The organism is Bacillus nakamurai (genome assembly GCF_001584325.1).
Lineage (GTDB): Bacteria > Bacillota > Bacilli > Bacillales > Bacillaceae > Bacillus > Bacillus nakamurai.
In genome coordinates this window covers 19,329-32,339 of the sequence record NZ_LSAZ01000020.1, presented here as the reverse complement: position 1 = coordinate 32,339, position 13,011 = coordinate 19,329, and the positions used below count along the sequence as shown (strand labels likewise).

General features: G+C 49.5%; 12 protein-coding genes. 2 read left to right on the top strand and 10 right to left on the bottom strand.

The window, feature by feature from the left end; all coding sequences use genetic code 11:
• Nucleotides 1–46 precede the first annotated feature (46 nt).
• Nucleotides 47–1,096 carry a lactonase family protein gene (locus AXI59_RS10780; RefSeq protein WP_061528182.1) on the top strand — a complete coding sequence of 350 codons (1,050 nt, stop codon included), beginning with the start codon at nucleotides 47–49 and terminating at the stop codon, nucleotides 1,094–1,096.
• Between the two features lie 24 nt (nucleotides 1,097–1,120).
• Here the strand turns inward: AXI59_RS10780 and AXI59_RS10775 are convergent, their stop codons facing one another.
• The 10 genes from AXI59_RS10775 to proG form a co-directional block, all read right to left on the bottom strand.
• Nucleotides 1,121–2,092 (bottom strand): ABC transporter ATP-binding protein, encoded by a 972-nt coding sequence (locus tag AXI59_RS10775; protein ID WP_061528181.1) that lies wholly within the window; start codon nucleotides 2,090–2,092, stop codon nucleotides 1,121–1,123.
• Nucleotides 2,089–2,994, bottom strand: coding sequence for a C40 family peptidase (locus tag AXI59_RS10770; RefSeq protein ID WP_061528180.1), 906 nt, complete (start codon nucleotides 2,992–2,994; stop codon nucleotides 2,089–2,091). Before AXI59_RS10770 ends, AXI59_RS10775 begins: the two co-directional genes overlap by 4 nt.
• Nucleotides 2,991–4,088, bottom strand: a complete 1,098-nt coding sequence (gene ykfB, locus AXI59_RS10765; protein WP_061528179.1) for an L-Ala-D/L-Glu epimerase — start codon at nucleotides 4,086–4,088, stop codon at nucleotides 2,991–2,993. Before ykfB ends, AXI59_RS10770 begins: the two co-directional genes overlap by 4 nt.
• Nucleotides 4,089–4,102: 14 nt before the next feature.
• Entirely contained in the window at nucleotides 4,103–5,029 is a 927-nt protein-coding gene (locus AXI59_RS10760) for a S66 peptidase family protein (RefSeq protein ID WP_061528194.1), read from the bottom strand.
• Between the two features lie 91 nt (nucleotides 5,030–5,120).
• Nucleotides 5,121–6,773, bottom strand: coding sequence for a peptide ABC transporter substrate-binding protein (locus AXI59_RS10755; protein WP_156476267.1), 1,653 nt, complete (start codon nucleotides 6,771–6,773; stop codon nucleotides 5,121–5,123).
• On the bottom strand, nucleotides 6,770–7,774 hold the full coding sequence (locus AXI59_RS10750) for an ABC transporter ATP-binding protein (RefSeq protein WP_061528177.1): 1,005 nt from the start codon (nucleotides 7,772–7,774) through the stop codon (nucleotides 6,770–6,772). Before AXI59_RS10750 ends, AXI59_RS10755 begins: the two co-directional genes overlap by 4 nt.
• Before the next feature lie 2 nt (nucleotides 7,775–7,776).
• Nucleotides 7,777–8,727, bottom strand: a complete 951-nt coding sequence (locus tag AXI59_RS10745; RefSeq protein WP_061528176.1) for an ABC transporter permease — start codon at nucleotides 8,725–8,727, stop codon at nucleotides 7,777–7,779.
• A 5-nt stretch (nucleotides 8,728–8,732) separates the two neighbouring features.
• Complete coding sequence (locus AXI59_RS10740) at nucleotides 8,733–9,659, bottom strand: ABC transporter permease (RefSeq protein ID WP_061523481.1); 927 nt, start codon at nucleotides 9,657–9,659, stop codon at nucleotides 8,733–8,735.
• Nucleotides 9,660–9,673: 14 nt separating this feature from the next.
• Nucleotides 9,674–10,498, bottom strand: a complete 825-nt coding sequence (locus AXI59_RS10735; RefSeq protein WP_061523480.1) for a M55 family metallopeptidase — start codon at nucleotides 10,496–10,498, stop codon at nucleotides 9,674–9,676.
• A gap of 136 nt (nucleotides 10,499–10,634) precedes the next feature.
• A complete protein-coding gene (gene proG / locus AXI59_RS10730) occupies nucleotides 10,635–11,453 on the bottom strand; it encodes a pyrroline-5-carboxylate reductase ProG (protein ID WP_061528175.1) in 819 nt (272 codons plus the stop codon).
• A gap of 179 nt (nucleotides 11,454–11,632) precedes the next feature.
• On the opposite strand from proG, the gene htrA reads away from it, so the two are divergent.
• Nucleotides 11,633–13,000, top strand: coding sequence for a serine protease HtrA (gene htrA, locus AXI59_RS10725; RefSeq protein ID WP_061523478.1), 1,368 nt, complete (start codon nucleotides 11,633–11,635; stop codon nucleotides 12,998–13,000).
• Nucleotides 13,001–13,011 lie beyond the last annotated feature (11 nt).

Genomic DNA, 13,011 nt, shown 5'->3' with positions numbered 1-13,011 from the left:
AGATGCGGTAATATAGAGAAGACATTACTTTAGAGGGGGAAACCGTATGGCTAAGTACATAGGATACGCAGGAACATATACAAAAGGCGGAAGTGAAGGCATTTATCGTTTTGAACTCGATACAGAAGCAAAACGGATCAGCCGGCCGAAGCTGGCCGCAAAGCTCGGCAACCCGACTTATGTTATACCGAATTCAGATAACAGCATGCTTTATTCCATTGAAAAAACAGACGGAAAAGGCGGCGTCGCTGCCTATCAAATCAATAGCAGCAGCGGGGAATTAACATTTGTGAACCATCAGCTGATTGACGGTCCTTCTCCGTGCCATGTCAGCGTTGATGATAAACATGAATTTGTCTTAACCGCTAATTATCACAGCGGAAAAGTTCACGCCTTTCCGATCGGTGAAGACGGCAGTCTTCAGGCAGCTGCAGCTGAAGCCGTTCATACCGGGACAGGCCCTCATGAGAGACAGGAAAAACCGCATACACATTTCGCAGGCTTTACACCTGAGCACAACTACATCGCCGCCGTTGATTTAGGAACGGATAAACTGTATACGTACCAATTGAAAGAAGGCGCGCTGAAAGAAGTGAAAAGCCATTCCTTTGCCCCTGGTTCAGGACCGCGCCACATCGTTTTCCATCCGGCTGAAAAATACGCCTATGTGATGACTGAAATCAGCAATGAAGTCATCGCTCTTGAATATAACCCGACATTGGGAGAATTCAGAGAGCTGCAGGTCATTTCAACTTTACCGGAGGGCTTTACTGACAAATCCCAAGGAAGCGCGATTCGAATTTCAAAAGACGGCAGATTCCTTTATGCCGCAAACCGCGGACACGACAGCATAGCCATCTTTAAGATCAACCAATATTCCGGTGAATTGTCACTTGTGGAATGGGTGTCGACAGAAGGAAACTGGCCGCGGGATTTCGCTCTTGATCCGTCTGAAGCATTCGTCGTCGCCTCAAATGAGGAGACGGGAAACCTCGTCCTGTTTGAACGTGATCAAGAAACAGGCAGGCTGGCATTGCTGCAATCGGACGTATCCGTTCCGTACCCGGTCTGCGTTTCATTTTTGCATCAATCCTAATCAAAAAGAAAGCTGGCTTATCAGTCAGCTTTCTTTTTTGTATAAGTGACAGGCGACAAACCGCCCTGTCTTTACTTCTTCTAGTTCAGGCGCAGCTTTGGCGCACACATCCATCGCTTCAGGGCACCTCGTCCTAAAGACGCAGCCGCTAGGCGGATTAACCGGGCTTGGCAGCTCCCCTTTTAAAATAATCCGTTCACGCTTGTCCTCCAGCTTAGGGTCAGGAATCGGTATCGAGGATAAAAGCGCCTTTGTATAAGGGTGAAGCGGTTCGCGATAAAGCGCCCCGCTTTCCGTAATTTCCATCATGCGCCCTAAATACATGACACCGATCCTATCGCTGATATGCTTGACCATCGATAAATCGTGGGCAATAAACAAAAAAGTCAGCCCCTTTTCCTTTTGCAGCCTCTTGAGCAGATTGACGACCTGCGCCTGCACAGACACATCTAGGGCCGAAATCGGTTCATCCGCTACAATAAACTCAGGATGCAAAGAGAGCGCTCTGGCAATGCCGATCCTCTGCCTCTGGCCTCCGCTGAATTCATGCGGATAGCGGCTGCCGAAGTCCGCATGAAGCCCTACCGCTTCAAGCAGCTCATCCGCTACCATCAGGCGGGCTTTTCTCGTATGATACATCTTGTGGATGTCCATCGGCTCCATAATGATTTCTCTTACCGTCAGACGCGGATTCAAGGAAGCATAAGGATCCTGAAAGATCATCTGGAGCTTGCGAAAGAAGCCGGCCCGCTTTTCTGCGCTTATATTGTGAATGTCCGTTCCTTCGTATGACACCGATCCGGCCGTCGGCTGATACAGGCGAAGAATGACTCTGCCGAGCGTCGATTTCCCGCAGCCTGACTCTCCGACAAGTCCGAACGTCTCCCCTTTTTGAATATGAAAGCTTACACCGTCTACCGCTTTAACCGTTTTCTTTCTGCCCGCGTCAAAATGCATTTTAAGCCCGCTGACTTCAAGGAGCGGAGATGCCGTCATTTCCTTTCCCCCTTTCCGCTGAAACAGCGGCGTACTGTACACAATTCTTGTTCATAGATCGTTCCTTCTAACGGAAGCACTTCAATTGTTTTTCCCGTTTTCGGCGAGTGCAGCATCTTCCCGCCGCCTATCGCCAAACCCACGTGGTGAACGGCACCTCTCCCTTTTTCATAGGCAAAAAACAAAAGGTCGCCCGGCTGCATTTCGCTTACTGGCACGCCGCGCCCGGTATTTGCCTGGTCTGCGGCATCACGGGGCAGCGCATAGCCGTTTGCTTTAAAAATCGAAAACATAAATCCCGAGCAATCATAACCGAAGCCGCTCAGGCCGCCCCACAAATAAGGCAGCCCGAGAAACGCCATTCCCGTTTCGATGATGTCATGCGCCCTTCCCTGCGTGTGCCGCAGCACCCGGGCGTCTGTTTCTTTCAGAAATCGTTCCCCGAACGGAGTCAGCACCCGGATAAATCCATCCTGCTGACCAGCGGCAGGAAGACGCGTTAAGAAACTCAGTTCCGATTCCCGTTCACCGTTTTTGGTATATAAAAAAGCTGTCGGCTTGGTGATGCATACGGTATGAGGAGATGGACCGAAGCTGCTTTTAGAAAGCTGGCATGTTTTCACCCACCCCGGATAGCCGCGTGCATCCTTTTTTGAAGGCTGGCTCGGAATGACGACAAAAGCCCAATCTCCCTCCTCTTTGAGCACAATGACTTCTTCACCGAAGAGCACCTGTGTTTGGACAAGATTGTCCGTGCATAATTGAAGCCGCTCCTCATATCCTATGTGCGCCAGCCATTTTCTGATGTTCACCGGATTTCTAAGCATCGGCGCATCAGCCGGGCGCGGGGAAGACTGGGACGTCCATATATTGGCTACAGCAGCTGTAACGACTGCTTTCATCTCTCCGCCTCCTCTGCCGCCAAGACACCGGTAATCCCGAGCCCAGGGTCGTCAGGAATGGTAATCTGACTGCCGCTGTAAGATATGCCGCCTTGGATGACATCTGTTTTCAGCATAAGCGGCGCATCAAAATCAAATCTTGTTACGTTTCGTTTGCTTGCCGCAAAGTGGGCAGCCGCGGTAATGCCGAGTTTCGTCTCAATCATGCTGCCGACCATACATTCCACCCCGCACGTTTCCGCCATCGCATTGATGGTCTCCGCCCGCTTGATGCCGCCTGCTTTCATCAGCTTAATATTAATCATGTCGGCGCTTCTGGTTTGCAGCACGTGAAATGCCTGCTGCGGGGAAAAGACGCTTTCATCAGCCATAATCGGTGTCTCAGTCGCATCAGTGACCTGCTTCAGGCCGGCGAGGTCATCTTTATGGACGGGCTGCTCGACAAGCTCGATCGCAAGTCCGGCATCCTCCATTTTGCGAATGGCGGTCACTGCCTCTTTCGGCGTCCAGCCCTGATTGGCGTCCAGCCTCAGCTTCACGTTGGCGCCGACGCGCGCTCTGATCGCCCGGATCCGTTCAATATCGTCTGCTGCATCATCCTTGCCCACTTTTATTTTCAGCGTATGAAAACCCTCTTTCAGATAACCGACAGCGTCTTCGGCCATCTCCTCAGGAGAATTTACGCTGACGGTAAAGTCAGTCTCGAGGGTGTTGCGATAACCCCCTAGCAGCTGGTAAAGCGGCAGCCCGTTCATTTGCGCCCAGCCGTCATAAACGGCCATATCAATCGCCGCTTTAGCGCTCTCGTTTCTCTCCAAAAGCCGGCTGATGTCATAAAAAATCGCTTCCGGGCTATGAAGGCTCCGCCCCAGCAAAACAGGCTTCAACACGTCATGAATGGCGCTTTCGATGCCCGCCATGCTGTCACCTGTAATGACAACCGTCGGGGGCGCTTCCCCCCAGCCAGCCAGGCCGTTGTCATAGGTAATTTTCACAACGGCCGATTCCGCTTTGTATACCGTCCGTAAAGCGGTTTTGAACGGTTTTTTCAGCGGCACGGAGATTCGGCTCGTATAAATATCAGTTATTCTCATATTCGGTCACTCCTTTAAGAAACACCCGGTTCAATCGTTACCGTTTTTGCCGCTGTATCCATGACTGCGCGCACACCGATCGGAATGGCAAAGCTCGGTGAACAGTGGCCGATTTTAAAGCCCTTAAGCGCAGGTTTTCCTGATTTGACAATATAATCTTCCAAAACCTGCTCTAAAGTGAGCGACTTTTCTTTTTTCTGCGGCTCACATTGATGGAAATCACAAACGAGTATTCCCGCTGCATCTGACAGCTTGCCGGCCATTTTTAATTGATTCAGCATTCTGTCTATTTGATACGGCTCCTCATCGATATCTTCTATAAACAGCAATTTGCCTTTCGTATCAATTTCAAAGGGCGTGCCGAGTGTTGAAGTGATGAGTGACAGATTGCCTCCCGCGAGCTCTCCTTCGGCTCTCCCCTCCGTCAGCGCCGTAAGCGGAGAAATGTCTTCTGTATAAGTGAATTCCGTTTCTGAGAAGAGCTGCTGATACGATGCTTTCGTAAGGGGATCGACAACTTCAAGGCCGATATCAGAGCTCAGCATCGGCCCGTGAAAGGTGACGAGCCCCGTATTTTGATGAATGGCTGTATGTAAAAATGTGATGTCGCTGTATCCCCAAAAAATCTTCGGATTGCTGCGGATTAAGCCGTAATCAATGTCAGCGGCGATGCGGCCTGTGCCAAATCCTCCGCACGCACATAAAACCGCTTTAACGTCCTTATCAGCGAACATGTCATGTAAATCATCCAGCCGCACGCGGTCCTCCCCCGCCAAATAGCCATGCCTGTTCTTCAGCGCCCGGCCGAGTTTCACTTGAAGGCCGAGCTCCGTTTCTAAAAAAGGCAGCGCCGTTTTTAACGCTTCACCGTCAGGCGGGCTTGCGGGCGCAATCACACCAACCGTGTCACCTTTTTGAAGAGCTTTCGGTTTATGTTTCATGGCTTCCCCATTCTCCTTTCCGTCACTTTCGAGAAAGTGAAAAAATACCGCTCCTTTGCCGGCAAAAGAGCAGTATGGTTTCAATTCAACATCAGGACTTTTCCGCCCATTTTAAATCAATGTAGCCGACGGGATGGCGGACAATGCCCTTCACATTTTCGTTCTGCAAATGGACTTGGTTGTAAAAATAAATCGGAATGATAGGCGCTTCATTAATCAGCAGCTTTTCCGCCTTATGCATAAGCGCAAAGCGTTTTTTCGCATCGGCTTCATGTTGGACCTGTTTGATATAGCTGTCGTAAGCTGCGCTTCCCCAGCCTGTGCGGTTCATTGAATTTCCTGTCTGGAATGCTTCGAGAAAGCTGATCGGATCTGCGTAATCAGGTAAAAATGAGCTTTGTGAAAATTGGAATTTCAGCCCTTTCTGCTCCTCTAAAAAGACGTTCCATTCCATATTGGCAAGCTTGACGTCAACACCGAGCACACCTTTCAGCTTTTGCTGAATCGCTTCCGCTATTTTCTTATGCTCCGGTTTTGTGCTGTATGTCAGTGTAATGGCAGGCAGCTTGTCATAATGCTCTTCTGCCATGCCCTTTTCCAAGAGTTTCTTTGCCTCTCCTTCGTTTGCAGTTAATAAGCTTCCGCCCGCTTCGCGGAAATCTTTGCCGTCAGGCTGTGTAAATCCCGGAGATACAAAGGCATGTGCCGGCTTTTCGCCGTTTTTGGTCACATAGTCGGTGATTTCTTTTTGATCGATGGCCATCGCAAACGCTTTTCTGATCTTTTCATTTTGAAACGGCGCCATTTTCACATTAAAACGGTAAAAATACAGGCCGGCCTGATCCCACGTACGGACATTTTTCCGGCCCATCAGCTGCTCGCTCAGCTCGGCCGGAACATATGACGTATCCAGTTCTCCTGACTGGAACATCTGATAGTCTGTATTTCGGTCACTGACCATCGCCCACGTGACTTTATCAAGCTTGACAGTCTTTTTATCCCAGTACGTATCGTTTTTTTCCATTGTGATACTGTCGTCATGCTTCCATTCCGTCAATTTAAACGGCCCGTTCCCGACGAAGGTCTTCGCTTCAGTGAACCATTTCGGGTCAGCCTTGGCGACCTTTTCATTAATCGGAAAATACGCCGGATTGGAAACCACGCTCAGAAAATAATCTTGCGGGGCCGCCAGCGTCACGACAAGCGTTTTCTTATCTTTAGCGGTGACTTTTACATCTTCTTTTTTGCCTTTTCCGCTGTTAAATTCTTCTCCGCCTTTTATCATGTAGCCGAGAAAAGCGGAGGGTGCACCCGTTTTCGGATCAAGCATCCGTTTCCAGGCATACACGAAGTCGCCGGCTGTGACCGGATCGCCGTTCGTCCATTTGGCGTCATCCCGTATCGTAAAGGTATATGTCAGCTTATCATCAGACACCTTCCAGCTTTTTGCCATGGCAGGTTCAGGCTTATTATCTTTTCCGAGCCTTGTTAACCCCTCCATAATGTTGTTCAGCGGCTGCCACGACACATTATTAAATCCGATCGGAGGATCGAATGAGGTCGGCTCATTTTCATTATTCAGCCGGAGCACGGTTTCACTCCCCTGCTCCTTCGCTTTGCCTCCGCCAGCTTCCGTCCCCGCCTGCTCATTCGCCGTACAGCCCATCAAGGCAAACGAAAGCGCTGCCGCAACTCCTAACGCCCATCTCTTTTTCATCTGAATCCCCCTTTTTCCTCTGCTTATGTCAATTGTTTTTGCACGCGCCGATCTGCGCGTTCGTCCTGAAGCCAGCAATTTACCGTGTGGCTTTTCGATTTGACGGTTGTTTCCGGATATACTTTCTCACAGACGATCATCCTGTCCGGACAGCGGGCCGCGAACGGACATCCCGCCGGAGGATCGAACAAATCAGGCGGCGTGCCGTCAATCGGCATAAGCTCATCACCCTCCATATCCAGCCGCGGCACAGAATGGAGCAGCCCTTTTGTGTAAGGATGCGTCGGATGATAGAAGATATCGTGCCTCGTGCCGATTTCAGCCATTTTTCCCGCATACATGACCGCTACCCTGTCAGCAACCTGGGCGACAACGCCGAGATCATGGGTAATCAGAATAATAGATACACCTGTTTTTCTTTGAATCTCCTTGAACAATTCCAGTATTTGTGCTTGAATCGTAACATCAAGGGCTGTTGTCGGTTCATCGGCGATCATAATTTCCGGCTCGCAAATAAGAGCCATCGCGATGACAATCCGCTGCCGCATGCCCCCGCTTAACTGGTGGGGATATTGCTTGAGCCGCGCCTTCGAATCAGGAATGCCGACCAGTCCCAGCATGGAGAGCACCTCGGCTTCGGCTTGTTTTTTTGTCATGGCCCGGTGCTCCAGAAGCGCTTCTGAAAGCTGGTCTCCTACGGTTAAGGTGGGATTCAGCGCCGTCATCGGATCTTGAAAGATCATCGAGATATCACGCCCCCGTATCCCCCGCATTTCCCGTTCCGGCAATTTGCAAAGGTCTTTCTGTTTAAACTGTATGCTTCCGGATTCAATCTTTGCTGAATGTTTTGGAAGAAGGCCCATCACCGTTTGTGATGTCACACTTTTTCCGCAGCCCGATTCGCCGACGATCGCAAACGTTTCACCTTTATACAAATCAAAGCTGACGCCCCTCACGGCCTTAACGGTGCCGCCGTACGTCGAAAAAGTAACATGCAGGTCTTGAACGGAAAGGACTTTATGTGCCATCACTACTGCCTCCTCAGCTTAGGGTCTAACGCGTCCTGCAAGCCGTCGCCAAGCACGTTAAAGGCGTACATCGTCAAAGAAATGAAAAAGGCCGGAAAAAACAGCCGCCACCAATGGCCGGATAAAATCGTCGGCAAGCCGTCATTTGCCATCACACCCCAGCTGGCAAACGGCGCCTGAATGCCGAGCCCGAGAAAACTTAAAAATGATTCCGCAAAAATCGCCGCCGGAACAGTGAGTGTCATCTGCACGATAATGGCCCCCATCGTATTCGGCAAAAGATTTTTCTTAATAATCCGAAACGTTTTCGCGCCGAAGGTTTTTGAGGCGAGAACATGCTCATCATGCTTCATCTTAAGCACCTGCCCCCTGACGATCCGCGCCATGCCGACCCATCCGGTGACGGTTAAAGCGACAATAATCGAACCGATGCCTGGGCCCATCAGCACCATTAACAGAATCACAACGAGCAGATAAGGCAGTCCGTAGAGAACCTCAATGATACGCATCATGACGCTGTCGGTCCGGCCTCCTTTGTAGCCGGCGATGCCTCCGTAAATGACGCCGATCAAAAAATCAATCAGAGCGGCCATCACACCTACAAATAAAGAAATCCGCGCCCCGTACCATGTTCTTGTAAACACGTCCCGGCCAAGCTCGTCAGTTCCGAACCAGTGAGACGAAGACGGCGGGAGATTTTGCTCAGCAAGCGTTTGGCGGGTTACACTGTGCGGTGAAATCAGCGGGCCGAAAATCGCCATTACAAACAGAAACAGCAGGATAAAAAGCCCGGCCATCGCTAATTTATTTTTTTTGAGCCGCCGCCACGCATCCTGAGTGTATGACAGACTCGGACGTTTGACGGACTCAGCCTCTCCGTTTGTTTCACCGGCCGGCTGAAACCATTCATCAGGCACTTCTGCGCGCTTCCCTGTTTCTGCGGAGAGAGTCATAGCGTTCACCCTTTCTTATGAAGTTTTATGCGCGGATCTAACAGACCGTATGCCAAATCTACTAAAAACAGCATGACAATCAGAATCAGGCTGTAAAAAACAGTCGTTCCCATAATGACGGGATAATCCCGCTGATTAATGCTTTCCACGAAGTATTTTCCCATTCCAGGAATGGCAAAGATTTTTTCTATAACGAAACTCCCCGTTAAAATACTGGCAACAAGCGTGCCAAGCACGGTAATCACGGGCATGAGCGCGTTTTTCAATGCGTGTTTTATAATGATTTTCATAGGAGAAAGACCTTTTGCTTTGGCGGTCCGGATATAATCCTGGGTAAGCACCTCTGCCATGCTTGACCTTGTCAGCCTCGCGATAATCGCCATCGGGCCGACGGCAAGCGCCAAGGTCGGCAGCACCATATGAATCGGACTCGTCCAGGTAGCCGCGGGAAACCATTTCAGATTGACCGCAAATTGCTGGATTAACAGCGTTGCCATAATAAAGTTGGGAATCGAAATTCCGAGCACAGCCAGGCTCATCGCCGCATAGTCGAGAAAGCCGTTTCGCCGGAGCGCGGCGGTAATGCCGAGCGCGAGCCCCGAAATAACGGCAATGACAATTGCGGTCATGCCAAGCTCAAAGGAGACGGGAAATCCGCGTTCGAGCATATCGTTTACACTGTCTGACGGTTTTTTGATAGAAGGACCGAAATCAAATGTGAGAATGGATTTTAGATAGATGGTGTATTGGATAATGAGAGGTTCGTTCAGATGATAGTAGGATTCGAGATTTCGCTGAACCGCTTCGTTTGTGCCGCGCTCTTCGTTAAAAGGCGAGCCGGGTATCACCTTCATCATGACAAATGTCAAGGTGGTGATGACCAAAACGGTCATGGCCATTGCTATAAAACGTTTGATGATATACCGTACCAAAGCCGTTCACCCCTTTAACAGAATGATGTTCTCATGGCGAGTTCTGTCATGACCAGCATGGCCTGGTAGGCTTCCGGCATATCTTTTGCCTGAAATTGAACGGTTGTGGTGCCCGGAACAATTTCAGCCCCCGGCATCAAATTCGCCCATTCAGCCTGTCCATAGTTGGCAAACTCAATGCCTAAAACGGGCCTGTCCGGCGGCGTAAGCGGTTTGACCTTATCCTTATGTTTCAGCGCATAGGCTGTTTTCTCCGTCAGGAGCTGCCCCGCCTTTACAGGTGACAGACATTTTACCGCTGTTCTTGAAATCGTTTGTTTCACGGCGGCTGTCGTTACATTAGGGATCAAATCCTCTGCTTCATTCGCGGCACGGTCATCTCCGGCAACCATAATCACCGGCACATCGTAATATCCGGCAAGATAGGCATTCAGTCCCAGTTCACCGACAGGCGTATCGTTTATGTAAAAGTGGCGTACGCCGAAAATCATACTGTGCGACATGACCCCGGGTGTCGAGGCTCTTGCATGATAGCCGATAAATATCGCGCCCGTATATGATTCATCAAGCCCCTGCATCATCGAAAACGGCTTCACATCCCCGGTAATCAATTCAGCCTCGGGGTGAAGCTTATCGGCGAGCAAATTATTCATTTTTGAATGGCTGTCATTTACAAGCACTTCCGTACAGCCGTTATTGAACGCTGCTGTAATGCAATAGTTTGCTTCTTCCGTCATGATGGCCCGGCCGCGCTCATAGTTATGCATCCGGGAATTAACAAACGTTTCGTCCGGCAGGCCGGAAATCCCTTCCATGTCTGCAGATACATACAGTTTCATATAATGCCTCCTTTTTTATCTAAAATTCCGGTATTAAATTATGAATATTCTAACAAATTATATTAAAAAAGAACGAAACATGCAATATCAGCAGTAGATTATCGTTCACTATTGTCAAAAAGAATCCCTCATATGTTTACATGCGGGATTTAACGTTTTCTGAAAGGTTCCGGTATTTTTCCAGCGTTTTCTCAAATACCTCATCAAACATAGCCGGGGCAGCGGAGCGGATGACATCAGCCCCTTCTCCTGTTATGCCTCCTTTTGTCGCTACGCGCGTTAACGTTTCCTGAAATGTGATTTGCTTTTCCAGCAAAAGCTTTCCAGTGCCGTACAGCGAGTGTACGAGAAATTCAAAAGCTTCCTCTTTTGATAAATGGCTGTTTTTAACGGCAGACAGTGCGAATTCCTCAAATAAGGCGGCGATCAACCCCGGTGCTGAGCTTGTTAAATTACTGGCGGCATCCAGATTGTCCTCTTCAATTTCTCTTACAGTTCCAAAGGCTGACAATCGCTCATTCAAATGGTTTTTCTGGGTCGAAGATACCGTGCCGCCGTGAACGATCAGCGACACGCCCGCTTTTACTTCTGACGTCAATGCGGGAATATATCTGCTGACGGCTGTGTCTGATCCTTCCTCAAGCGCCTGTAACGGCACGCCGGCCGCAATGGAGACAATATGCGTCTTTTCATTTATGAATGAATCTAAGCGCTGCTTCGTTTCCAGCACATACAGCGGAGGTACGCAGATGAAAATCAGGCTGCAGGTTTCAGCCCACTCCTCAAGGGAATCAACATGTACCGAAGGATATTCAGAAAGCAGCGCCTGCAGACGCTCCCCTCTCGTTCTCGTATCAATAAAAAGATCATGTTCCGTAATCTGTTGATCTCTCAGCAGACGGAGAGCGATCATTTCCGCCATGCTGCCATACCCTACCAAACCGATGCGGGCCATCTCATCATTCCTTTCTGTTCATAGCTTCCTTTAGCAGTGTACCCCTTTTTGTGAATCTCCGCATTTTTTCACAATTTCCCATAATCTTTTCATTATTATCCCACACTTTTTGTTTAAGATGGAGTCAGTCATAATCGGCAAATCATGCTATGATGAAATAGAGAAACGGAGTGAACATGATGGATAACTATCGTGATGAAAAGCGGACAGACCAAAAAGAACAGGAAGTCCTTTTAGTGAAAGAAAATCCTGAACAGCACCCGCATCCGGCCAGATACACCGTACAGGATGAGGAGAAGAAAAGACGCAGCTTCGGCTGGTTCAGGCCGCTCCTCGGCGGGGTTATCGGCGGAGGGCTCGCCCTTGGAATTTATACATTTACGCCGCTTGGCGATCATCAATCTCAAGACACAGCAAGTACGGCGCCGGCGCAGGAAACATCATCGGTAACCGCAAAACAGACGTCTTCTGATTCCGCCAAAAACACAACGGCGTCAGACAGCTCGTCAAAAGATTCAGCAAAAATTTCGAATATGGTAGAAGACATCTCACCGGCAATCGTCGGCATCACAAACCTGCAAAAGCAGCAAAGCAGCTCTGATTCCCTGTTCGGCTTCGGGTCAGGTTCTGACTCAAGCTCCGGCTCATCAAGTGATGATACCGAAACAGGCTCAGGCTCGGGGGTCATTTTCAAAAAAGCAAACGGAAAAGCGTATATCATTACGAACAACCATGTGGTTGAAGGCGCCTCTTCTCTTAAAGTGTCATTGTACGACGGCACAGATGTAACAGCCAAACTTGTCGGCAGAGACTCTTTAACGGACTTAGCCGTTTTAGAAATCAGTGATAAACACGTGAAAAAAGTGGCGAGCTTCGGAAACTCATCCGCTCTCAGAACGGGTGAATCGGTCATCGCCATCGGTGATCCGCTCGGAAAAGACCTTTCGCGCACCGTGACACAAGGAATTGTGAGCGGCTTAAACAGAACCGTTTCCATTTCTACATCAGCCGGAGAATCCAGCATTAACGTCATCCAAACCGACGCGGCTATCAATCCCGGCAACAGCGGCGGGCCGCTATTGAATACAGACGGCAAAATCATCGGCATCAACAGCATGAAAATCAGCGAGGACGATGTAGAAGGCATCGGTTTTGCAATCCCAAGCAACGACGTAAAACCGATCGCCGAAGAGCTTCTTTCCAAAGGACAGGTAGAACGGCCATATATCGGCGTCAGCATGATAGACTTGGAGCAAGTGCCGCAAAACTATCAGGAAGGCACACTCGGCCTCTTCGGCAAACAGCTGGATAAAGGCGTTTATATCCGTGAAGTCGCACAAGGCTCGCCTGCCGCAAAAGCCGGACTGAAAGCAGAAGACATCATCATCAGCTTAAAAGGCAAAGAAACCGACACAGGAAGCGAGCTTCGCAACATTCTTTACAAGGATACAAAGGTCGGCAGCACCGTTGAAGTGAAAATTCTCAGAAACGGCAAAGAAATGACGAAAAAAATCAAACTGAATCAAAAAGAAGAAACACCTTCTTAACACGAACCCAA

What these genes read in the sequence shown, in the direction of transcription:
- AXI59_RS10780 (WP_061528182.1), top strand. Translation starts at nt 47, where the DNA reads ATGGCTAAGTACATAGGATACGCAGGAACATATACAAAAGGCGGAAGT.
- AXI59_RS10775 (WP_061528181.1), bottom strand. Translation starts at nt 2,092, where the DNA reads ATGACGGCATCTCCGCTCCTTGAAGTCAGCGGGCTTAAAATGCATTTT.
- AXI59_RS10770 (WP_061528180.1), bottom strand. Translation starts at nt 2,994, where the DNA reads ATGAAAGCAGTCGTTACAGCTGCTGTAGCCAATATATGGACGTCCCAG.
- ykfB (WP_061528179.1), bottom strand. Translation starts at nt 4,088, where the DNA reads ATGAGAATAACTGATATTTATACGAGCCGAATCTCCGTGCCGCTGAAA.
- AXI59_RS10760 (WP_061528194.1), bottom strand. Translation starts at nt 5,029, where the DNA reads ATGAAACATAAACCGAAAGCTCTTCAAAAAGGTGACACGGTTGGTGTG.
- AXI59_RS10750 (WP_061528177.1), bottom strand. Translation starts at nt 7,774, where the DNA reads ATGGCACATAAAGTCCTTTCCGTTCAAGACCTGCATGTTACTTTTTCG.
- AXI59_RS10745 (WP_061528176.1), bottom strand. Translation starts at nt 8,727, where the DNA reads ATGACTCTCTCCGCAGAAACAGGGAAGCGCGCAGAAGTGCCTGATGAA.
- AXI59_RS10735 (WP_061523480.1), bottom strand. Translation starts at nt 10,498, where the DNA reads ATGAAACTGTATGTATCTGCAGACATGGAAGGGATTTCCGGCCTGCCG.
- proG (WP_061528175.1), bottom strand. Translation starts at nt 11,453, where the DNA reads ATGGCCCGCATCGGTTTGGTAGGGTATGGCAGCATGGCGGAAATGATC.
- htrA (WP_061523478.1), top strand. Translation starts at nt 11,633, where the DNA reads ATGGATAACTATCGTGATGAAAAGCGGACAGACCAAAAAGAACAGGAA.